Source organism: Labrenzia sp. THAF82 (assembly GCF_009363435.1).
In the GTDB taxonomy this organism is placed as follows: domain Bacteria; phylum Pseudomonadota; class Alphaproteobacteria; order Rhizobiales; family Stappiaceae; genus Roseibium; species Roseibium porphyridii.
Window position 1 is genome coordinate 5537410 of the sequence record NZ_CP045354.1, and the last position, 21854, is coordinate 5559263.

The window sequence follows — 21854 nt, forward strand, 5'->3', positions numbered from 1 at the left end:
GCAGTCTAAAGGAGACACCATGCGATTCTCACCCATGCTCGCCGCCCTTGCATTCATTGCGACACCCGCCCTGTCGGACACGATTCAGGACCGCTTTGGGACGACCGGATTTCACGATCCCGCGATTGAGCACGCGCCCGGTGACGGTGTCGTGCGCCTGTTCGGTGCCGGCGGCCCTCATTCGGCTTTCTCAAAGGTCGCCAGGGCCTTTGAAGAAAAGACCGGCTTCCGAGTAGTAATCATCGCCGGGCCGGAGGCCAGTTGGACCGCCCAGGCCCAGGCACAGGCGGATATACTGTGGGGAACGTCGCAACAGTCCATGGCAGCGTTCTTGGTGACCTACACCGCATTCGAACTCAACGAGGTCAGGCCGGTTTACCTTCGCCCGGCGGTCATAGCGGTCAAAGCAGGTAACCCTAAGAATATTCGCGGTTTCGACGATTTGCTGGCTGAGGACGTGCGCATTGTGGTGACGGAAGGCGCAGGCGTCTACAACACTTCTGGCACTGGGGTCTGGGAAGATGTCGCGGGACGACTCGGCAAGCTTGAGGATCTGCAGGGATTTAAGAACAACATTGTTTCCTACGCGCTCGGCTCTGGCGCCAGCTACCGTGAATTCGAACGCAGCAAGGTTGACGCTTGGATCACTTGGCCAAACTGGCCGGCTACAAAAGACGATCTGGAGATGGTCGAACTCGAACCAGAACGCGTGATCTACCGGGACGTGAACGTTGTCCTATCTCCCAAGGCAGACCACGAAGCTGCACAGTTCCTGGACTTCCTCGTCTCTGAGGAAGCCAGCATTCTTATGGCCTCTGAGGGTTGGATTCGCTGATCGCCGGCGCGGCTGGACAAGGTTCGATTGCCAACCTTGCCAGCCGGATCCGCGCGCCTCAGGGTCTGCGGACAACTTGTCCTTTCAGTAACCCTGAAGGCTTGAAAGACGGCACCCCTTCCCTCGTTGCCTTTTCACGTCTTGAAAAGGAGCAATTTGTGCACAAACATAGGCCAGATCCGTTTCCTATCCCAACCCTAGAACTTAAGGCTAACGCCGGCTCGAAGAGAATTGACGGCGGCATTGTTGCTGAATTCACCCGCATATATAGTCGTCACGGAAAGCTGGCGGGTCAGGTCGAATGACGCCCCCCCCTGAACAAGCAGTGTGTGTTCGTCAATCGGGACCCCGCTTATATTGAATGGATCGCTCCCGGCGAAAGATGAAGTCACAACAGGTGTGACCTCACCAAAACTGTGACGCCACGCAACGCTGCCATGTACGTCCAGGCTTGCCCCCTGCCAGAGGCTCGCGAAATGACGGTGCACCCGAAGCCCGACTGTACTTGTGCCCAGTGCCTGAGATGAAGCCCGAACCTTGAGCGCCGCATCGCCGCCGTTCTCTTTGAAGGCATCCGTATCGAGGTACGCAAGAGCGAGACCTGTGAAGGGTTCAAATCTGGCAACACCCGTCTCAACCGCAAAACCCGCTTCACCGAAGAGTTGCAAGGTCGAGGATCTGTAATCGGCCGTCAGCTTATCGGAGTAGTCCGAAAAAGCGACCTCACGGGTCGTTTCGATCTGGTTTGAGGCCAGAACGTTGCCCGCGATCACTTCAAAGGGACCGAAAGCCCGGCCGAAATACGTGCCGACTATGAAGCTCTCGACATCGGCCTTCGAACGATCTCCCTCGACCGCGATGCTCGCCAGTTCATGACCTGCAAGTATGCCAGCAACAAGACCGCCGGCCGTTGAACCTTCAACCCCGGCAAGAACACCACCATTACGCGTTTTGAACGAAGCGGCGTTGCCGTCGCCTTTCACACGTCCAAACGTGCCGTAGCCCTGTGTCCAGACGTCCCAGCCCGGAGCCAACGCTGTCAGTTTCTTCTCATCCGGCACATCGAGCCGTTGCGAGCCGCTCCCGAGGTTCAACCGAACCGCCGCTCGAGACCTCACGATATCGCCGACGCGCCCGGCCGCGGTCAGGGTCGCGCCTTGGACGGATGCTTGTATCTCGCCGGACAACTGATCAACGTAGGCGGGAATGAAATCCGCGTCGGAAGCGTCCAAAGTCGCAAAACTGTCGTAAAGCGTATTGCCCTTTGCCAGCGTGTCCAGCGCGCCTGCGGTTGCCTTCTGGTTGGCGGTGCGCGCCAACGCATCGAAGCCTCTGTCGTTGCGAACGGCGGACACGGTCACCGCGTCTGGAAGATAACCAGCCTGAGGGTCAACAAACAGATAGTCCTCTTCGCCGACGAGCGTGTCGAATTCTCCAGTCACTGTTTGGCCGGTCAATACCACGACAGGGGTCCAAATGTCAGTTGTGGTAACGTCGCCATATACAATTTCCAGAGTAGCGCCCGCTCCGATACTCACTGAACCCGCGCTATTAAGGATGCCTTTGTCCGGATCCACATTGTAGGTTGACCCAGCCTCAAAGGTCAGGTCGTCGGCGGACCCGCGTCCGGTCAGCGTTCCCCCGTCCTCAACCACCACCGACCCGCCGAGTTCCGTATCAACAGAAAGCATGCCCCCGGAAACATAACCGGTACCTGAGAAGCCGGACATATCGCCGGTTAGCCTGGTGGTACCTGCTTCATGCAGGAGTTCCCCCTTCCCCGTCACCGTGTCATCGAACGCGTAACTTTGATGGCTATGGTTGAAAATGATCGTGCCGTCGCCAGCGCCGAAGACGATCTGCGCGGGAGCCCCTCCCGCACCTTCCAGGTAGCCGGCCCCTGCCGCCGTCTCACCGGAAGCCGCACCGATCACCAGCGAGCCTGCGCCAGTGGTTTCCTTTCCGATGACAATCCGTTGCGCAGCGGCCGTACCCCCTTCAGAAACCACCAGCGTCCCTGTTGACACACCGCCAACCACAACATCACCACCGGACGTCAGCCCTGCGTTCGCTCCAGACACGGTTACGGTGCCAATGCCTTCGTTGTCTTTTCCGTCAATCGGCGAATAATCACCGATAACAACGGCTTCCGAGGCTTGGATATTACCGCCGTCGACAATGTCGAGGTAGGAATCCTTGTCCCGGCCACCAACTCTTATCGTATCGTAAGCTGCTTCCGAGCTGATGGTTTCACGCCTGTTGTCAACGGCAAGATCTTGCGCGCCGGCATTCAACGGTTGCAGGATCAATGCGGCGAGAGACCCTGCGACCGCACATCTGTGCAAGCCGCCGCGCTTTTGGGGCTTTGCAAACGTTGCTTGTGCATGCGGGCAAAATTTTCTGCCAATACGGCCAGATCCGCTCGCGGTTGTTCGATATTTGAATTTCATGTGACACCTTTCGATCCGTGCACGGCGCTCGCGAGAATTTTCGCACTGGAAGGCAGCTGTTAACCATGTTTGTTAACCGTTTCTGAACTCAGAGCAGGGAGCGCACGGCTTTGCACGCAGCAACCAGGAAAGCGCCTGAACGGACAACGCACAGATGTTTGTCACCGGCAGGTCAAGCCGCAGGACAGCGCACTTTCTTCCAACAAACCTGGTTACATCGCAAGACAGGCAAACCCCGCTGAACGCAGCGCAAGGAACGCTCGGCCTTAACGACGTCAGCCAGACCGGTCACAAAAAAACGACGCCTGAAACTCGACATCCGGTGATCCGGTGTGAAATCCAGGCTAGGACAAATCTGTCGCCACTCAAATGACTGACAGTATCACCGGCAAAACCTGCACGGCTGGAACCACGACGCGACTTTTGTGCGGGGCGACTGAACTCGGATCCTTAAAATGATTTCTTGCAAAACAGCAACCATCCCAAATCCGCGACACCACAAGAAGCCTGAGGTTGCAGCGTCACACTCGACACACCGCAGCGGCCTGAATACTCTCTGTCAAGCACGGGAGAAGGTGATATACTTGTCGTCTTCGAAGGAGTTCCCCAACAGAGGATCGCGAGACTGGAATGACTACAGACAGCGCCCACGACAAAAGCAAATTGCTCGGAAGAAGCTTTATTTTTGACGCTCTCGACCCGCAGGCGCGGGACGATCTTGCCCGGTTTTCATTCCTTAAAAAGTTCGCCGCCGGCGATGTAATTTTCACAATGGGAACCCCGGGGCAGAGCATGATGGCGATCGCTGAAGGCGTTGTGCGCGTCAGTATGTTCACCCCGAGCGGCGGCGAGGTCACCTTGACAGATCTCAAGGCCGGTGATGTGTTCGGCGAAATTGCCTTGCTGGACGGTGAGGAGCGATCGGCCAGTGCCAAGGCCCTGACAAACTGCACACTGGTCGTACTGGAACGCCGAAACCTGCTTGAAGTCCTGCAAAGGGATTCCGACCTGTCGATAAAACTGATCGAGTTGCTTTGCCAACGGGTCAGGCGCTCCGACGAACGCATGATCGAAGGCTCTTTCATGGATCTGCCCGTTCGCCTCGCTAAACTGCTCCTTCGCTTGTCAGCAGCCCCGCCCGCGTCCGAGGACCGCCCGCTCAAGAAGTTGTCGCAATCCCAATCGGAACTGGCCGGGATGATCGGCAATACACGAGAAAACGTGAACAGGTGCTTGCGGAAATGGCAAAAGGTCGACCTGGTCAACATGCAGGACGGTTGGCTGTTCATCCTCGACCGGTCAGCTCTGGCAAAAATCGCCGACCCGGACAGGTTCTGATCGCCCTTGGCGAAAGACCCGTAACACGTCTTCGACACAGCGAGATCTTCTAAATCCGCCAATAGCAGAACTCGAGCACCGGATATCGCAAACCGCCTCGGGTTTATATACACATGCCGTTCAAGATGGCGGCATTCTCACATTAGAACTTGCTTCGAAACCTTGGAGTAAGGCCACTTTGGCCTTCAACTGCTTAGTTATGCCATCGAACAATACATTTTCCAGTTCATGGATCACAAAGTTTTTTCGGAAACGTACGAATGTTGAGCACTCTGGCGAAAATTCTGACAGTGAGCCGCGCAGAAGCGACGCCACGAAATTCGATCGTCCAAGGCCGCCGCAAGCTTGAAGTCCGATAGATTGTACCATATGCCGGCAGCATCGCCTTGAAACGGGCCAATATAGACCCAGCTGGCTCGCTCTTGGCGACATGGGATACGTTCGCGAGAGAGCTCTTCACCAACGGCCAGTCCAACAACCGACCGATCTCATTCAGCGGGCTATTTCACAAAACCCAAAGGTCTCTTGACCAATCCGCCGATGGCTCACTGTTGCCCCTATCCAACCAACCAATGAATTGAATCATCAACGATCCCAAACGCCCACATTCTGCCGTTGCCCGCGCACACGTCACCCAGAAGTTTGAATCAAGCTTCAACTCATTCGCACACTTATTTCCTGGGACCGAAGCCGAATGGAACAAAGCAGTGCAATAAAGCGCTCCTACAGATAGCAAAAAAGATGCGGCTATTAGCCAGCGCAGTTATGCGTCTGAGGAAACTCACTTATACCAACCGTCATAATTCAGAACCGATGCGTCCAATCTCGTAGTCCGATGGACATGATGGTCCAGGGTTGGTCAATTACCCTGTTCCATGCGCGACAACAGATATCGACGATTTGTTCGTAGGATTTGAAGATCCGGTTTGACAGCCAGTTGTCGCGCATGAACTGCCAGAGGTTCTCGACCGGGTTCAATTCGGGAGCCCTCGGCGGCAATGGTAGAAGCGTGATGTTGTCTGGGATTTCGAGTTTGCCCGATGTATGCCAGCCAGCCTGGTCGAGGATGACGACGGCATGAGCTCCTGGAGCGACCTGCGACGAGATTTCTTTAATGTGCAACTGCATGGCCGCCGTTTTGCATTTGGGAAGGACCAGTGCAGCTCCGACGCCACGTGCCGGGCAGATGGCTCCGAATATCCAGGCTGACTTTGTTCACTGATCCTTGGGGGCACGTGGTCGTGTCCCGCGTTTGGCCCATCGCCTTGTGAGTTTGGTTTTCTGCCCCACGCGTGCCTCATCCTGAAACCAAACCTCTAAAGGGGTGTTGCTTTCAAGCCGATTGCGGATTTCCGCCAGTTCGGTTGGGAAGCTTTTTTAAAATCCTCGACGGCAAACTCGTTTTGTGCCAGATGCTGCGGGCGGGCGGTCAAACGCCGATATCCAGCATTCTTCAACTCTCGAGACACGGTACACTCGTCAATAGCAATGCCAAATTCGGACTGGATCCACGCGGCCAGATCCTTCAGGCGCCAACGCACCACTGCATCCACTGAGGGATACGGGCCGCGTTCGACAATCTCGATCAACGCACGCCGCTGCTGCTCGTTAAGTTTTGAGGGGCGACCAGCCTTGGGAGCATCCTTCAAACCATCGGGACCAGATGCATTGAAACGCAACACCCAATCCCGAATGACCTGAAGCGTCACACCGCCCGTGCGGGCCGCGTCCGTACGGCTCCCGCCATCATGGATAACGGCCAGTGAAAGTAAGCGGCGTGTCTGTTTGGCATCCCGGCAATGCTTCGCCAACTGGCGAAGGGCGCATCCGTCAAAGTCATTTCGAAGCGAAATCGCGGCTCCAATGGCAAACTCCTCTCGTTTGCTATCTGGAAGCATATTCGCGCCAAAACGGGAAGCCCAAACATGTGTCAATTCATCTGATGGTTGGTATTAGAACCCATCCAATTTACGTTGGTTCGTATCCTGTTAGTTCGCACAATCTTGTGGTTCGAACTGGTCAATGAGGTCGCCAACGGTGTCCCAAAGAGCGTCGATCGTGCGCTCTGCCTTGGCAAGCAGCATTGCCTTGAACTTGGAGAACGCCATCTCGATCGGGTTGAAGTCGGGACTATAGGACGGCAGAAAACGCAGCTCAGCGCCGGCGCTTTCAATGGCCTCCCGGACGCCAGCAGCCTTGTGTGCTTGCAAGTTGTCCATCACGACGATGTCACCGCGTGACAGGGTTGGTACAAATGCCTGCCCGACATACGCGAGGAAAACCACCCCGTTCATGGCCTCGTCGAGCATCATAGGCGCCGTCATGCCGCTCAGGCGCAAGGCTACGGCGACGGTTGTCGTTTTGCCCCTCTCGGCGATGCCTTGCAGCGCCGAGAGGGCAGCGAGTGACCATGTAGAACACCTGCCCGGCAACGCTCTCCCTTCAAAGACCCTCCACGCAGCCGCGCCATCTTCGTATTCAAGCCGGGCTCGTCAATGAAGACAAGTTTGACCGGATCGAGATCGAGCTGGCTTTCAAACCGGGCTTGACGCCGCTTCATCAAGCCTCGGCATTCCTGCTCCAGTGCGTGTGCGGTTTTCTTTGTATGTGAACCCGTGCGAGCGTAGCCATTTGCTCAACATGCTGCGACCGATTTTCGTGTGACAGCCTTCAGCCAGACGCACAACCATCTCGTCGAGGGTGCTGTCCTTCTGGTTTTCGATCAGTGCAAAACTGAGGCCTCATGCGGATCAAACGGGAAGCTTTCTTGCGTCCGGTTTTGCGGGGCTCCGTCTTGCCCTGTCCGGCGCATGCAATCCAGCGGATCGCGCTCGAAGCATTTCCTCCAAACCTCGCCGCAGCTTGTCGCGCAGAAATGCCCTCCTGCGAAGCTCTTAAAACCCGACCTCGAAGATCGCCGCACTCTGTCCGCCCCATCAAATCAAACTCCATTGCTGGAAGTTTGAAACAGAAAGAACCCGAAATATCACATCACATTCGATCCATCGAAAAACAAAACGCTCTAACTTTCCAGGCTCACGCCAGAAGTATTTTTGAAACGGCACATTGTCGTCTATCCAAGTGCAAAATCCTCCCGCATATTCAAGCTCCACACATACCGCAAGCCACGGACCAATAAACAGCGCGAAGACAGCTAGCTTGATGGCGTATTCGGTCTTTTACAAGGCCATTTCAACAATGATATCGCGGGTCTCCGGGCAAAGTGTTCAAATACGATTGCTATTTCATTGCCAAAACAAAGGCGAGCTTTAGCAGGCCTCCACGTTTCAGGGCGTGGTGCTTCTTGCGATTTGATACCCCTCTCAATTTTTGGAGTGCGTTTAGCCAGAACGACGGATTTTTCCAAGAATCTTGATCAACAAAAACTGGATTTTATTGAACCATTTAACACAACCCCTCTAATCTTCACATGCTCTTTACAACGGCAAGGTGGTAAATCGGCGGAAATTAAGAAAGTAAAACCGTGCTCATTATCCCATTTGCGCCCTTGAAACAGGAGAAATACAAATGCCAGAAAACTTCTTGACGCTAGCTTCTATCAATCAAATTGATACGGCCAAAAATTGGTGGTGCACACCGGTTGCAAATCAAAACAATTCGTCATTTTTTTCGCGCCTAGTTCAATACAATAGGGAATACACACGTGAACAGCCGGCCAGTGCGGCCGGTTCCGCAATCTATGATCAATCGACTGGAACTGTCACCATAACCGGATTTGAGTCCGAGATGACGTTGGAGCAGCACCATGCCGCTTACAATAATTGGAAGACTAAACTCAACGAATACATTCAAGAGGCGAACAAAACTATCGGTAGACTTGAAAATCAAGCTAAAAATCTGAAGAGCAGATTACAGCAAGCGAAAGGTAATAATGCAATAGACGAAGTCCACAATATTGAGCGGAAACTTCAAGGCGTTGTGGACACGTATAAAATTTACGTGAATCTTTGCAATAGCAGCATAGAACAATGGGATGAACGGTTTAAAGCGGGAGATTTTTGCGCTCATGAGTTCACAGGCAATATTCAGCAGATGCTGGAGGCATTCAGTGATTTCGCGCAAGCTTACATAGAATTAGTCAAAGCTATTAATCTGGCCATTCGTTCACCCAATTCCAGGCTTCCTCGCAGGAACGACCCAGCACAAGGGGATAGCGACAAACCCCGAGCAGATCCGACTGAAAATGAGCCTGCTCAACCAAAACGTTTGAGTATGCCACCACAACCTTTGCTTCTTACGACACCTGCGCTGCACGTTACGTTGGATGATGTGAATTGTCGCTTCTCGGCAGTACCAGCCCCGCAATCCAAGCAGGTGCCCCCGCAGCAGCAAACTGTTGACCCAACCAATCAAACAAACTCGCAGAATTTGTTCAGCACATTAAGGCTTTTAGATTCTGGACGTGATCCAGAAGAGACGGCAGAATTTCTATTAAATCTTAGGGGTTCTACTGCAAATACAAAAAATGGAATGTTTGACCCAGATAGACTGTAGTTTGCCGAGAGAATGTGTTGTAGTCGAAATCAAGGTCTGATCTAAGCTTTTCGGTTTAGCGAGATTATTAACCTAACGAGAGTAATTCAAATCAGCAAGATTGCTCTTCATTTACACAGGAAGGACCTTATGCCCTTCCTGACCGCGTCTACCGTCCAGGGGTGGAACAGCTCCTGGAACGGGAGACGCGCATAAGTAGCCAGCTGGATAGCTGTTCACACCTGAAATGCTTCCAGGGCCACTGGATGATCAGGACTGCTTCTTGATTTGTGCGCAAACTGCTTCCACCCAAAAAGCATAGGCTCGGGAAAGATATCGCCTTCGCGACGCTCAACGGGAGCGATTTGCGCTAAATCCTTTGAAGGACGAGGCGGATTTCCGCGCGGTCCGTCGGAAAATTCTTGCAGTGGCTGGCGCAAACCGCATTCCACCGGCGTCGCTTTCCATTTGCTGAAACTAAGAATTTCAACGCAAAAAGCGATGCTGACTTCTATGCTGAAATGCGACACGTTCTAAACGCGGCCCATCCTGAAACAGGATGCCTTGCTGACCAATCAAAATAAGTCGGCCTGAGCTACTCCCCATTCATTGGACAGGTTTTGGCGTAAATTAAGCTACTCTCTGCACCTGCTGATCGGGTTGGTGTTGTTCAATGCGCTGCCAATAGACCACGGCAGGCGGCTTGCCGCCAAGTGCTGAATGTGGGCGCTTCTGGTTATAGAAATCCACCCACTTTCGAACACCGGCCCTGGCCTGCGATCCAGTTTCCCAGGCGTGCAGGTAGACGCACTCGTATTTGAGCGTACGCCACAGCGAAGATATTGTCGAGGAACCGTCCTTTGCCGTCCATCGAGATGCGCACGCCCATCCGCCGTAGCCGGTCCGTCCATGCAAACGAGGTGAACTGTGATCCCTGATCCGTATTCATGACTTCCGGCGCGCCGAATTTGTGGATCGCTTCATTCAACGCCTCGACGCAGAAGTCGGCTTCCAGGGTATTGGAGATGCGCCAGGCCAGCACCTTGCGGGTGAACCAGTCCATGATCGCGACCAGGTAGAGGAACCCGCGGCGCATCGGTAAATACGTGATGTCGGACGCCCAGACCTGGTTCGGCCGTTCCACCCGCAATCCCTTGAGCAGATATGGCCAGATCTTGTGTCCCTTGGCTGGCCTGCTTGTATTGGGCTTCTGGTAGATCGGCATCAGGCCCATGAGCCGCATCAGTCGCCGGACCCGCTTCTCGTTCACCGGATGACCTTCGTTCTTTAGGTGCCAGGTCATCTGCCGGACACCGAAGAACGGCGCCTCCAGGAACTGTTCATCGATCTGGCGCATCAGCGCGAGGTTCATCTCGCTCTCGCCCTTCGGCGTATAATAGAAAGACGAGCGCGAGATCGACAGCAGAGAACACTGCTTGCCGACCGATAAGTCTGGATGCCTCGGCTCGATCATGCCGCGCCTCACTTCATGCCCCAAGGTTTGAGCTTTCTGGACAAAAAATCGTTGGCAACCGCCAGCTCCCCGATTTTGGCATGGAGCTCCTTCACCTGGTCCTCGTCAATCTCGGGCTTTCGTTTGCCGCCACGTGCAAACACGTCCGAAGCTCCTTCCAGCAGGGCACGCTTCCATTGATGGATCATGGTCGGATGAACCCCGAACCGGCTCGCCAGCTCCGAGACCGTCTCCTCGCCCTTCAGGGCTTCCAGGGCGACCTTCGCCTTGAATTCCGGCGCGTGCCGCTTGCGTTTCGACATCTCTGATCTCCTAATTCTCGAAGACCAGCAGACAACAAATTGTAGCTTACGTCAGTGTCCGATTTCCGGGGAGTAGCTCAGCCATTCAAACAAATCCTGATCCAAATAGCACATCGTTGCGCAACAAAGACGTACACTATTTATCAACTGTCGCTTGTTTTTTGAAAGCGCTTTGTCACTTAATAGCCACTATTGCAAAGAATGAAAACAGGAGGATAAAATGTCGTATCAGATGGAAAGAATTATTTTGCGAAGCCTGATCCCACCCGGTTTTTTCGGTTTAGGGTCTCAGAAAGTCAGAACCGTGACCGCTCACAGATCTCCGAAGAAATCGCTTTGCCAGGATAAGTTCGTTTCCCTGAACGGGTCGGTGAGATCTGTTTCCAAATCCCGCGTTTCGAGCCTCCTCGAATTTCTGCGCTCGGGCAATTGGCGTAACTTTTTCTCGGTCTCGGGTGCGACGCAGGCCGGCAGCCAGGGAATGCGTGTGTCGGTAACATCGCGAAAATCAACTCTCTCCGCTTTGAGCGAGGAAGAGAAGAGAACGGGGAATTTTACCAAGGCGGCCGTCGACAGATCCGATCTTGCTGAAGACGCGAAAAACACGCTTAATTGGCTCCTGGGTCATACCATCAGGGACGGTAAAGTGTTGCCCGCCTCCAGCCCAAAGGCCCTAGTGGAGCGGTATACTACCAAAGAGGAAACGTCCTCGGCACTCCCGGAGTGTAAGGCGGCTGCGCCAGTAGTTTCCCGGGAAGAAACTATCGAGAAGCCTGTAGAGGCTGATCAGGTCGCAAAACCGGCAATTTTGAAAAATCAGGCCGAAGAAAGAGCCCGGCTTGAAAAGGATAGGACGGAAAAGTTTAAGGCGCTCCTAAGTGGAGGAACAACCGATGCGATCGCCAGATTTAATGACTTGAATCAAAAGGTTAAAGATGAGGATAAGAAAACAATTGAAATTCTGAAGCACCACGGTTCAATAATGCGTGAAATCAAAGCTCAGAAGGCGGAGGCGCAATTTCTTGATTTTATCGACTCAAAGGATTTTGACGACTATAAGAACTCTCTTAGTCCGACCAAGTCAAACTACGAATACAAAGCAGAAAGACTAGAAATACTGGCAGCAGACAAGGAAAACAAAATCAGCAAAACAATTTATATTTGGGAAAAACGGGCTCAACTGGGCTTTGGTAACCAGCTTAGTTAGGCAGGCGCAATAAAGTCTCCGAGACTCTTCCCAATCGTAGTGCAAGACAGACTAGTGAAAAGCACCTGGAAGCCCATTAATTGAAACAGCCACCGAACCTTACAGTCAATTGAGGTCGGTGGAAAAGCCAACTTGATTTGGCCTGCCCGCATGGGACGTCATTCCAGAGCGTGTCGCATTTAATCGGAGAGATCAACACCGCTTCTGCATTGGAACCCTTGGTTCCAATACTCGAAAAGTGGGCTTGAAATGCGGCACGCTTGTGGTGTTTAGGTCGGACCTATTGTCGCTGACCACTGCTCAACGGCGCCATCGAGTGGAGGCAATTGATCTAATGACTGGAATAAAAAGCACTCCGAACAGATCGGCTACAGCCTAAAAAGTGAGATGCAACTGGGCTGGATCATCATCCGGCGGCTTTAAGGCCAAAATTAACATGGAGTTTGAAATGTCCATCCTCACAACTCTCAACTTACAGCCTGCAGATAACACTCTGGTTGGGATGGATGCTTCTCAAGCCGGGACGAAAGCGGAATGCACACTCGTCCTGGATAGCACTGCCATCGAGGCGTTGAAGGTGGCTGCTGAGGACCGCGAGAATCGTCATGCAACAGATGCACTGGATGCTCTCGTTCAGTTGATTGCTCATGACGACAAACTCGTGAGGCAAACAGCGCTTAACGCGGTGCGTGACCTGCCGAGCACACTTTCACCGCAAATCAACGAGCGATTAAGTAAACTGTTTGAAATTGCGACAGGGCCGAGAACGACGCTCCTGAATATGGAGGCAGTGGCTTTTGCTTCTTACCATACAGCCAAACAAGAGCTCGACCTGGGAAATTCTGGAGGCCTTTATCAAGGCGCATCAAGAGCGTGGGATATGGCTGCGGAACGCCTTAAAGAAGGTAAATGGTTTTCGGAAATAGTAGAAGCTTTCGAGAATAAATTCGAAAATCTTTTGTTTAACAACCGTTACATAAGCAATGTCGAACTCAAAAGCTACGCCGAAACTGGCGGCAAAAATGTCGAAGAAATAAAGTATCTCGGGCCATTTGACCCAAACTCAGGAGAGATCGACCAAACTGCTACCGAGATCACTATCAGAACGACCCTGGTCGATGAGCACTATGTGCACGTTCTGCATCGCGGTAACGAGGTTTGTGTTTTGGACACGCTCGGGACCTTTAAGCAAAGGCGAACCGCAAGCGCGGCAAAGTTTGCCGATTTTAGGCAGGGTTGGACAACAACGGAAGGGAACAGCTTTTTTGAGGTGAATGTGAACCTTCAAAATTGCAAATCCGAGGTTCCCGATGGCCTGCCGAATGCGCAGGGGGTTGGCCTGCCCAATGCCTGCGCCATTTTCGGGCCAGCCCTGCAGGACTGGTTGCTGGGGCGGCCCGACTTGAGGGATAAATCATTGAACGATCTCGTGACAGGGTTCACCGAACACGTCCGGGAAATGTCGCAGGACCAACGCCAGGAGATGAACGACGGGATCCGCTTCAAATTTCTAGATGCCGCGATGAGCCACAATCTGCATTGATCAAAAGGCTGTCACAAAACGGCCACAAACAATGACTTTGTCCGGGCGTTGTTTCGACCACGCCCGGACGGCGCGAACGCTCACTCATCCGCCTTGGTATTGTACCAAAACCAGGTTCATACAGCTCAGCCGACCTGCTTGACCCGAGCGGTGAACAGATAGCCGCTGTTGCGCACGGTGGTTATCAGATTGCTTTCAGGGTGGGCCGCCGCCAGTTTTTTCCGCAATCGGCCGATCAGGATATCAACCCTCCGGTCCTGAAGCGGATTGGACGGGTCCCGGTTCGTCCAGTCGAGGATCTGTTCTCTTGAAAGAACCCGGCGAGGCCGGAGGACAAAACAGGAAAACAGGTCGAATTCAGCGCTGGTCAGCATAACCACCCTGCCCTCCTCCGTATAGAGCTGCCTGGCATCCAGATCCGCCAAGAAACCGTCGAACGCGAACCGTCTCGAATAAGCCGGCTGCCTATCCAGACGGGAGCGCCTCAACAGCGCCCGGATGCGTGCGACGAATTCGCGAGGGGCAAAGGGCTTGACGATATAGTCGTCGGCCCCGATTTCCAACCCGACCACGCGGTCGACCTCATCCCCTCTCGCGGACAGAAACAGGATCGGCAGCGTGTCGTCCGCCCGCAGACGCCGGCAGATGGACAACCCGTCTTCTCCCGGCAACATCATGTCCAGAACAACCGCATCGGGTTTCACGCGCTGAAGAACATCGTTCATGTCCCGACCGCTCATGGCCTGCTCGACGTCGAAGCCCTGATTGCGCAGGATATCTCCAACAAGCCTCAAGATCTCCGGATCATCGTCGACGATCAGGATCGTGTATTTTTCATTGTCCATGCCAAATCGCGTTCACTCTTTTTGCTTGAACTTTTAGATAAGATTCCGGCTCGTTGCCGAAACCCGACTCGATCTCATCATGACTTAGGCGGGCCCGTCGTGCGAAGACAGTGATGCACGGCACTGCGCCCACCGCGAGGTGGACCGCTCGAGGAGTGCACGTGCCGCCATGACCGGAAAAACTTCCGGAACAGTTGACGTGGATGTCCATGACAATCTTGCCACCTGCAACGCAGACAGACACGTATCCCCCGCAGGGCGCCGCACATCGTCCGGTCCAGTGCCATTGCCCGGCGAGACGGTCTTGCGCCGACGTCTCGCCAGAACCCTGGAACTTTTCAGGGCGGGGTCCGCCCATTCTCCAGTTAGAGGCGGCCGCAGCGCACCTCGGCTCCGGAGGCATCCGTTGCTTACCTACCGCTTGCGACCCACGCTCCCGACAAGGCAGCTGTGGGATACGCAACCCGGTAATAATAGCCCACACCCGAAGAGACCGGACCTTTGGCTGTGGCTGAACGGATCAACCAAAGCAAGATCGGCACCGGGTCACAATATATTCTATCCGTGTCTGACTGAACTCCATGGACTCAGCGAACTTCGAACCAATAGCGATGTAATCTGCCGCGGCCATAGGGTGGTCCGAGGGCGGTCTATACCTGGTGCTGCACTCTTTCGGTGTAAGGATGTTCCGCGCTCGCAAGCGTCGCTTGAACGTCTTTCCATCCTTAAGGCAGATCAGGGCGTCTCCCGATATCGGCGTCCAGATTGGCAGCGTAGCATCCAGTTCTTCTGCTTCCGGTTTTGGCGGCGATCGGGAGACAGACGACAGGACGGCATGAATGTTGCCAGGCAGGCCAGGCAGTTCGCCGGCAGCATTGTTTTTGTTGCAAAAGGGAGCTGAAACAATATCGGTCGTCGCATCCACGAAACTCGTGATAGGGTTACTGGCGTTTTCTGAGGTTTCGGTCATGATTTTTTCTCTCACCCTCGAACTCAATTGCCCTGTCCTGGCCCCTGCTCTCACGCGGAATGATATTATCAAAGCGCTTTGGCAACGACTTACCCAATTGCCGAACCACGCCCTTCGTTAGGTGCAGAACTGCCCCGTGAAGGTGAAATTCACCAGAAACTCAATCGGAAGGCTTCATCGCCCCGCCCAGATCTCGGGCACTTAAGTCATAGTTGACACATAATAGTGTTACTTTTTTAAAGGACTCTTCTCAATAATAAAATTAAAAAAAGAATAATATTCAAAAAAATACAAATTACATTAAATAGCGATCAAATATAGCAAAATAAAACTAAGTGTGCTATTTAATACATACCCGCCAAGCGCATAGCGTTAACAATATGGCAGCAATCTAAGAATTCGTTGACGATGACAGTAAATCGGACCTTAATTCTCTGGGGCTACCATTTTCCTCTTTATCTGACCCAGAGACATTGCACCGCACCGCCACATGCAGGAGGTTTGCCGTTCGTAGGACTTTGAAACACGCCCTTATCCCAAACGCACGGTTACGCAATGAAGGTTTTCGCGATCACTCTCAGCATATGCATCGCGGCCGGGATCGCCCTCTCGCTTTTCATTCGCCTCAGACCGGTGACGGTTGCCGATGTCCCGGCACTCCCGGGCGCGGAGCCTCCGGGCGACTATGAGCTTGCAGGTGGCTATTATGCTGTCCGACCTGTGGAAGCTGTCGATGTAAGAACGCTGCTGCATCGGATCTCGGTCACAGAACGTACGCAGCGCTTATCGGAGACACAGGAGAAGCTTCCTGCAGTGTTCGTGCATCGCACCGAGTTTTTCGGCTTTCCGGACCTTACGCAAGTCTGGGCCGAGAATGGCAATCTGTATGTTTATGGCCATCTAGTCTATGGTTATTCCGATCTCGACTCGAACAGGGAGCGGATACAGCTCTGGTTGAGCAGCTCAGAGCGGCGTTGACGCCCGCGGCCAGACCATCAATGAAGTTCGCCTGGCGTCACCATTTCGGGTGCCGTATGTCACAGCGAGAGCCCTCCTCCACTGTCCATATCGGTTCATGCGGCGCGACATTGCAACAGAAGCAGAGTGACGCGCATCCGCAACCTCGACCGACTGATATCGGCAAGGTCAATCACAGGTGCGGATGTATCATTGTCTTGGGTGGGTGTCGCCTTCCATGAACTAGAGATCCGAATATTGGAGTTACTTTAGTGATTAATATCTTCTCTTCTATAAGACACAGCCTTTCCCAAAAAATGCACGACATAATACTCAGAGATGAGATTCGATATTTCGAAGAAAGAAGACCCGCAAAACGGTATTCAGTGCAAGCCCAACGCGGCAAAAGCAAGCCCGCATCTCCGCCGATCATAAGGGAGCCGTAATAGCCCTGCACTAACGCACGCACCGAACCGGAGGCGATTGCTAGACTGGTTTTCAATGACGAAGGCACGATCGAACCGGCTGTCGCGGCAAAGCCGGAGACAGCGTTCTACGATCGTGTCCATGCGGACCCGGCAAAGCGGGACCGGATCACGGTCCAATACATTGCATCAATCCGACGGCAACTCGCCAGAGCTCATGATGCGGCGATCTGGTGCAATTCTCACCTGTAGGCAATCCCGAAGATTTAGAGATTTTGCGAAACCCATGTCCCGCCCGGTTGTTGAGACAAACGCTGATACGTTGTCTGATTTGCGGAACGGCACCAACGCTGTGCCGGTGTCCGATTTGACACATCACATCACGCTTTTCAGGGATAAAGGAACGACTGCGAATTGTGGATGCCGAACAGTCTCCAACAATGTCTTTCAGACAACGTTTGTCGCAACAAATCGGAAATAGGCAGTTTCGGGTCGCACCCAGGATTTCGGAACGCAAAATTTGAAAGGGGTGGGGAAATTCTAGCCACCTGCTTCGTTGGTTGCACTGGACGATTTCACGGCGTACGCCATGCCTTTTTGTTAACCAAAATCGTCGCCGGCAAAACAGTCCAATATGATACGGCATGCTCTAAAAATGGAATCCTTCCCTTTTTGTCAAAAACTCTTAGCGGCGCTTCGATCGCCGACGGGCGAAACACCGGCCGCAGCATATCCGATACCGGCGAAAACAAGGAACCACATCATTGAATACACTTGTCATCTGCTCGGGCGGGATGGATTCTGTCACGCTTGCGCACAAGGTCGCGCGCGAACAACATCTCTCCGGGCTGATCTCCTTCGATTACGGCCAACGACACAGGAAGGAGCTCGACTTCGCCAGTGCTTGCGCTAGTTCGCTTGGTACCGAGCATATCCTGATCGATATATCAGATATTGGTCATCAGCTAACCGGCTCGGCGCTCACCGAAGACATCGATGTGCCCGACGGCCACTACACCGAGGACACAATGAAAGTCACAGTCGTACCGAACCGCAACGCGATTATGCTGGCGATCGCTTACGGCATCGCTGCCTCCCGCGGCGCAGAGGCGGTAGCGACCGCGGTTCACGGCGGCGACCATTTCATCTATCCTGACTGTCGGCCGAGTTTCACACAAAGTTACGAGGCGATGCAGCGTAAGGCGCTGGATGGCGTCGCCGACATCCAGCTCTATACGCCCTATGTCCATGCCTCCAAGGCGGAGATCGCCGCTGAGGGTTTGAGACTCGGCGTAGACTACCGGGCCAGCTGGTCTTGCTACAAAGGCGGTGAACGTCATTGTGGGCGTTGCGGCACCTGCGTGGAAAGGCGCGAGGCCTTTCACCTTGCTGGCAGCGTCGACCCGACCGACTACACCGACCAGACTTTCTGGGAGGAGGTCTGCCATGTTTAGGATCACCAAGGAGTTCCATTTCTCCGCCAGTCACCAAATCTTCGGCCTCGCGCCAGACCATCCTTGCGCGCGCCTTCACGGGCACAACTATGTGGTCGAGGTGGAGCTGGCGTCCCAAAAGCTCAATGCCGTTGGCTTCGTGCGCGACTACCTGGAGCTTTCCGAGTTCAAATGCTTTGTCGACGACACCCTCGATCATCAACACCTGAACGACGTCCTTGGCGACGAATGCGTCTCAGCCGAAGCCATGGCGCGCTACTTTTACGATTGGTGCCACCAGCGCTGGCCTGAAACTTCGGCTGTGAGGGTAAAGGAAACCCCAAAGACCTGCGCCGAATTCAGACCTCTCTTCTATCCTGAAGTGCGGGTGGCATGAGCGAGCTGATCCGGGTCAACGAGATTTTCGGACCGACAATCCAGGGGGAAGGCATCCTGATCGGGCAACCGACCGTCTTCGTGCGCACCGGCGGCTGCGACTATCGTTGTTCCTGGTGCGACACCCTTCACGCCGTCGACAGCTCCTATCGCGATGAGTGGCGTACGATGACGCCGGAAGCTGTTATGATGCAGGTTGAAATCCTCTCCGGTGGTAAACCCCTGACGGTCTCATTGTCAGGTGGCAACCCGGCCATCCAGCCGCTTGGGTCGCTGATCGATCTCGGCCGCCGCGAGGGCTACCGCTTTGCCCTTGAGACCCAGGGAAGTCTTGCAAGAGATTGGTTTTCCAGACTCGACGTCTTGAGCCTTAGCCCGAAACCGCCGTCCTCCGGCATGGTGACCGATTGGCAGAAGTTCGCCGAATGCGTCGACGCGGCGGGGCCCGAGACTCAGACCGTGCTGAAGGTTGCGGTCTTCGACGAGATAGACTACGCCTATGCTCGCAATGTCGCCGCACGCTACCCCAGACTTGGCTGCTATTTGCAACCGGGAAATCATACGCCGCCCGAGGCCGGGGTTAGCGACAGTGCCATCGACCTGGCAAGTATCTTGGAGCGCATGCGCTGGCTTGTCGACAAGGTAACCACCGACCGATGGTACGCCGCCACCGTACTGCCGCAGCTGCACACGATGCTCTGGGGCAACTTGAGGGGTGTTTGATAGACAAGCTGAAGTCTGTTTTCTCGCCACCCATTTATATCCCGTCCAAGCACAGCGTGAGACGACAAAAACAAGTGGCGCAGAGGTTCCTGTCGGCTAACGATCAGATCAACACGGCCTTCCGGCCGCGTCTAAACACCCTGTCGACCGCTTCATACCGGCACGCAAGGGCTGATGTATTCGGCTTATGGCACGACTACACCGGAGAAATGAACGCCTGAAAATCCATCCAAAGCAGGGCACCTTGCTGGTCGAACAAAATAACTTGCCCCCCCCAAACCAGCAATTTCTGTCAGCAAGCTTGAAGAGCTCGGCGCTGAAAAGCTCGCACAGATAATACTGACATAGGCGGAACGCAATGCAGGTTTCCGGCGACTGATAAAGGCCACACTGGCAGAGAAATCCAGCCCCGAGGCGATCACGAAGCTGCTTGACCTACGAATTTCCGGATTGGAGCGTGGCAAAAGCTTTATCGAATGGTACAAGGCGCTTGGAGGAACTAAAGCCAAGGCATATGCAACATCCGCTTGGAATAGCGGTCAATCTTTTGACGGCTGGGCACGCTAGCGATGCACTCGACTGGGTACGCGTGCCTTCGGCGACGCCTTGTCACCTAAGCGTGTTTCTTTGGAGGCGCGTCTTCTTGACGCCCTCAGCGAGAATTCTGCTGCACAAGCATTACGCTGGCGCTGTTTCGATGAAGTTCTATCCGCCGACATCCCGCGAGAATATCTCAAACAGTTGCCGGATTTTGAGGATGTAGAAGCGGAAGAACGCTTACATATTTGCGCTCGAAAAAGCAGAGCCAGAGATTGCACTGCAATTCTTTCTCGATTGGCCTCGTCTGGATCTGGTCGCCAAACTTATCGAAACGCACCCACACAGCTGGGATGGTGCCCATTGGCACATTCTTCCAAATTGGCGGAGCATTTGCAACAAGACTACCCACGGGCCGCGACGATCCTCTACCGGACGCATCTGGACAACATTCTCGGTCGCGCCCATTCAAAGAACAATTCGCACGGCGCAAAGTACCTTACGAAACTAACTATCCTGGCCACCGATGCGGAGCCCCCCCCTAACTCGAGGAGGTCGTCGATCACGCGACATACGGTAATCGTCCCCAAAAACCAACGGGTTGAAAATTGGACTTCTCCGGCCTTTGATGCGCTTGGAGAACGACATGAAGAAATCAAGAATTACGGAAAGCCAGATCCTGGCAGTTTTGAAGCAGGGTGAGAGCGGGGTCCCAGTCGCCGATCTTTGCCGGGAGCACGGGATCAGCAACGCGACGTATTACAACTGGCGTTCCAAATATGGCGGGATGGACGCTTCGTTGATGTCTGAGATGAAGGCGATGGCCGAGGAGAACCGCCGACTGAAGAAGATGTATGCCGAGATGGCAATGCAGAACGAACTGCTGAAGGATGCTCTGGGAAAAAAGCCTTGAGGCCGTCTCAACGTAGAGAGATGGCCATGAATGCAATCCGTCTGCGTGGCGTGAGCATTGCGCTTGCTTGCCGGACTTTCCAGATCAGCGAAAGCTGCTATCGCTATGAACGCAAACTGGGCGACGAGAATGCCGAGATCGCAGACTGGCTGGTGCGGCTGACGACAACACACCGTACCTGGGGCTTCGGCTTGTGTTTCCTTTACCTGCGCAATGTCAAAGGCTTTGCTTGGAACCACAAGCGCGTCCGGCGGATTTATCGTGCTCTGGAGTTAAACCTGCGCATCAACCCGAAGAAGCGTCTGGTTCGGGAAAAGCCGGAGCCGTTGGTTGTGCCAAACGAGGCAAATGTCACCTGGTCAATGGACTTCATGTCGGATCAGTTGGCCGATGGGCGTAGCTTCAGGACTCTGAACGTGCTGGACGACTTCAACCGGGAGGGGTTGGGCATTGAGGTGGACATCTCCATTCAGGCCCTACGGGTAATCCGTACGCTGGAGCGGATCATCGAATGGCGCGGCAAGCCCCTTAACATCAGGGTGGACAATGGCCCGGAAAACGTCAGTGCGGCGTTGCAAATGTGGGCTTCACGGCGCGGGATCGGGCTGCAATACATCCAGCCCGGCAAACCGCAACAGAACGCCTATATCGAGCGCTACAACCGAACCGTCCGCCATGAATGGCTCGGACAATACATATTCAACACGATCAAGGAGGCACAGGATCACGCCACACGCTGGCTATGGACATACAACAATGAGCGGCCAAATATGGCCATCGGCGGCGTTACGCCGAAAATGAAACTGACAGCTGCAGCCTGAAGTCCAGTTATCGACCCCGCGAAAAATGGGATGATTACCATACCTCTCGAGCCTAAAGAAAAACCACCCCTGCAAATCCGGGTTTTGGATGCACATCAAAGAAAATTTATGAGCGGACCGCGACATGCCACCTGATAATTTGTGCAACACGGTGCCTGGACACTGCTTTTGACAATAGCTCTTACCTGTAT

At 53.9% G+C, this 21854-nt stretch carries 16 protein-coding genes and 3 pseudogenes; 11 read left to right on the forward strand and 8 right to left on the reverse strand.

The annotated features are described in order from the left end of the window. Positions 1–19: 19 nt before the first annotated feature. Positions 20–835: an extracellular solute-binding protein gene (locus FIV00_RS25355; protein WP_152503343.1), complete on the forward strand. Its 816-nt coding sequence runs from the start codon at positions 20–22 to the stop codon at positions 833–835. A 197-nt stretch (positions 836–1032) separates the two neighbouring features. On the opposite strand, the gene FIV00_RS25360 is transcribed toward FIV00_RS25355, so the two are convergent. Continuing rightward, a complete protein-coding gene (locus FIV00_RS25360) occupies positions 1033–3285 on the reverse strand; it encodes an autotransporter domain-containing protein (RefSeq protein WP_152503344.1) in 2253 nt (750 codons plus the stop codon). 630 nt (positions 3286–3915) lie between these two features. On the opposite strand from FIV00_RS25360, the gene FIV00_RS25365 reads away from it, so the two are divergent. After that, positions 3916–4623, forward strand: coding sequence for a Crp/Fnr family transcriptional regulator (locus FIV00_RS25365; protein WP_152503345.1), 708 nt, complete (start codon positions 3916–3918; stop codon positions 4621–4623). A 233-nt stretch (positions 4624–4856) separates the two neighbouring features. Here FIV00_RS25365 and FIV00_RS30600 read toward each other — a convergent pair whose 3' ends face one another. The 3 genes and pseudogenes from FIV00_RS30600 to FIV00_RS25380 all read right to left on the reverse strand — a co-directional run bounded on the left by FIV00_RS30600 (position 4857) and on the right by FIV00_RS25380 (position 7560). Next, on the reverse strand, positions 4857–5093 hold the full coding sequence (locus tag FIV00_RS30600) for a transposase (RefSeq protein WP_152504446.1): 237 nt from the start codon (positions 5091–5093) through the stop codon (positions 4857–4859). 334 nt (positions 5094–5427) lie between these two features. Next, a pseudogene (locus FIV00_RS25375) lies at positions 5428–6488 on the reverse strand (IS630 family transposase). A 123-nt stretch (positions 6489–6611) separates the two neighbouring features. Then, positions 6612–7560, reverse strand: a pseudogene (locus FIV00_RS25380) (IS630 family transposase). Positions 7561–8151: 591 nt separating this feature from the next. Here FIV00_RS25380 and FIV00_RS25385 point away from each other — a divergent pair. After that, positions 8152–9138, forward strand: coding sequence for a hypothetical protein (locus FIV00_RS25385; RefSeq protein WP_152503346.1), 987 nt, complete (start codon positions 8152–8154; stop codon positions 9136–9138). 215 nt (positions 9139–9353) lie between these two features. Here FIV00_RS25385 and FIV00_RS25390 read toward each other — a convergent pair whose 3' ends face one another. Both FIV00_RS25390 and FIV00_RS25395 read right to left on the reverse strand, forming a co-directional pair. Next, on the reverse strand, positions 9354–9647 hold the full coding sequence (locus FIV00_RS25390; RefSeq protein WP_152503347.1) for a hypothetical protein: 294 nt from the start codon (positions 9645–9647) through the stop codon (positions 9354–9356). 100 nt (positions 9648–9747) lie between these two features. Then, positions 9748–10893: pseudogene (locus FIV00_RS25395) on the reverse strand (IS3 family transposase). Positions 10894–11113: 220 nt separating this feature from the next. Between FIV00_RS25395 and FIV00_RS25400 the strand changes: the two are divergent. Beyond that, complete coding sequence (locus FIV00_RS25400; RefSeq protein ID WP_152503348.1) at positions 11114–12100, forward strand: hypothetical protein; 987 nt, start codon at positions 11114–11116, stop codon at positions 12098–12100. Positions 12101–12548: 448 nt separating this feature from the next. After that, positions 12549–13643, forward strand: coding sequence for a hypothetical protein (locus tag FIV00_RS25405; RefSeq protein WP_152503349.1), 1095 nt, complete (start codon positions 12549–12551; stop codon positions 13641–13643). Between the two features lie 125 nt (positions 13644–13768). On the opposite strand, the gene FIV00_RS25410 is transcribed toward FIV00_RS25405, so the two are convergent. Then, on the reverse strand, positions 13769–14488 hold the full coding sequence (locus FIV00_RS25410; RefSeq protein WP_152503350.1) for a response regulator transcription factor: 720 nt from the start codon (positions 14486–14488) through the stop codon (positions 13769–13771). A gap of 520 nt (positions 14489–15008) precedes the next feature. Then, positions 15009–15458 carry a MucR family transcriptional regulator gene (locus FIV00_RS25415; RefSeq protein ID WP_152503351.1) on the reverse strand — a complete coding sequence of 150 codons (450 nt, stop codon included), beginning with the start codon at positions 15456–15458 and terminating at the stop codon, positions 15009–15011. A 555-nt stretch (positions 15459–16013) separates the two neighbouring features. On the opposite strand from FIV00_RS25415, the gene FIV00_RS25420 reads away from it, so the two are divergent. From FIV00_RS25420 to FIV00_RS25450, 6 genes are all read left to right on the forward strand, one after another. Beyond that, positions 16014–16436: a DUF1499 domain-containing protein gene (locus tag FIV00_RS25420; protein WP_152503352.1), complete on the forward strand. Its 423-nt coding sequence runs from the start codon at positions 16014–16016 to the stop codon at positions 16434–16436. A 1168-nt stretch (positions 16437–17604) separates the two neighbouring features. Beyond that, positions 17605–18294 (forward strand): 7-cyano-7-deazaguanine synthase QueC, encoded by a 690-nt coding sequence (gene queC, locus FIV00_RS25425; protein WP_152503353.1) that lies wholly within the window; start codon positions 17605–17607, stop codon positions 18292–18294. Beyond that, entirely contained in the window at positions 18287–18670 is a 384-nt protein-coding gene (locus FIV00_RS25430; protein ID WP_152503354.1) for a 6-pyruvoyl tetrahydropterin synthase family protein, read from the forward strand. The genes queC and FIV00_RS25430 overlap by 8 nt, the downstream gene beginning before the upstream one ends. Beyond that, positions 18667–19392, forward strand: coding sequence for a 7-carboxy-7-deazaguanine synthase QueE (gene queE / locus FIV00_RS25435; protein ID WP_152503355.1), 726 nt, complete (start codon positions 18667–18669; stop codon positions 19390–19392). Before FIV00_RS25430 ends, queE begins: the two co-directional genes overlap by 4 nt. A gap of 627 nt (positions 19393–20019) precedes the next feature. Beyond that, complete coding sequence (locus FIV00_RS30160; protein WP_371419593.1) at positions 20020–20631, forward strand: DUF6880 family protein; 612 nt, start codon at positions 20020–20022, stop codon at positions 20629–20631. Next, a protein-coding gene (locus FIV00_RS25450) for an IS3 family transposase (protein WP_371419552.1) occupies positions 20576–21663 on the forward strand; the annotation gives its coding sequence in 2 pieces (ribosomal slippage) (positions 20576–20837 and positions 20837–21663; 1089 coding nt in all). The genes FIV00_RS30160 and FIV00_RS25450 overlap by 56 nt, the downstream gene beginning before the upstream one ends. The last annotated feature ends 191 nt before the right edge of the window (positions 21664–21854 follow it).

Bases quoted from the DNA above. Each gene is read 5' to 3' on its own strand.
- FIV00_RS25365 (WP_152503345.1), top strand. From the start codon at position 3,916: ATGACTACAGACAGCGCCCACGACAAAAGCAAATTGCTCGGAAGAAGC.
- FIV00_RS25415 (WP_152503351.1), bottom strand. From the start codon at position 15,458: ATGACCGAAACCTCAGAAAACGCCAGTAACCCTATCACGAGTTTCGTG.
- FIV00_RS25420 (WP_152503352.1), top strand. From the start codon at position 16,014: ATGAAGGTTTTCGCGATCACTCTCAGCATATGCATCGCGGCCGGGATC.
- FIV00_RS25430 (WP_152503354.1), top strand. From the start codon at position 18,287: ATGTTTAGGATCACCAAGGAGTTCCATTTCTCCGCCAGTCACCAAATC.
- FIV00_RS25405 (WP_152503349.1), top strand. From the start codon at position 12,549: ATGTCCATCCTCACAACTCTCAACTTACAGCCTGCAGATAACACTCTG.
- FIV00_RS25400 (WP_152503348.1), top strand. From the start codon at position 11,114: ATGTCGTATCAGATGGAAAGAATTATTTTGCGAAGCCTGATCCCACCC.
- FIV00_RS25360 (WP_152503344.1), bottom strand. From the start codon at position 3,285: ATGAAATTCAAATATCGAACAACCGCGAGCGGATCTGGCCGTATTGGC.
- queE (WP_152503355.1), top strand. From the start codon at position 18,667: ATGAGCGAGCTGATCCGGGTCAACGAGATTTTCGGACCGACAATCCAG.
- FIV00_RS25410 (WP_152503350.1), bottom strand. From the start codon at position 14,488: ATGGACAATGAAAAATACACGATCCTGATCGTCGACGATGATCCGGAG.
- FIV00_RS25355 (WP_152503343.1), top strand. From the start codon at position 20: ATGCGATTCTCACCCATGCTCGCCGCCCTTGCATTCATTGCGACACCC.
- FIV00_RS25385 (WP_152503346.1), top strand. From the start codon at position 8,152: ATGCCAGAAAACTTCTTGACGCTAGCTTCTATCAATCAAATTGATACG.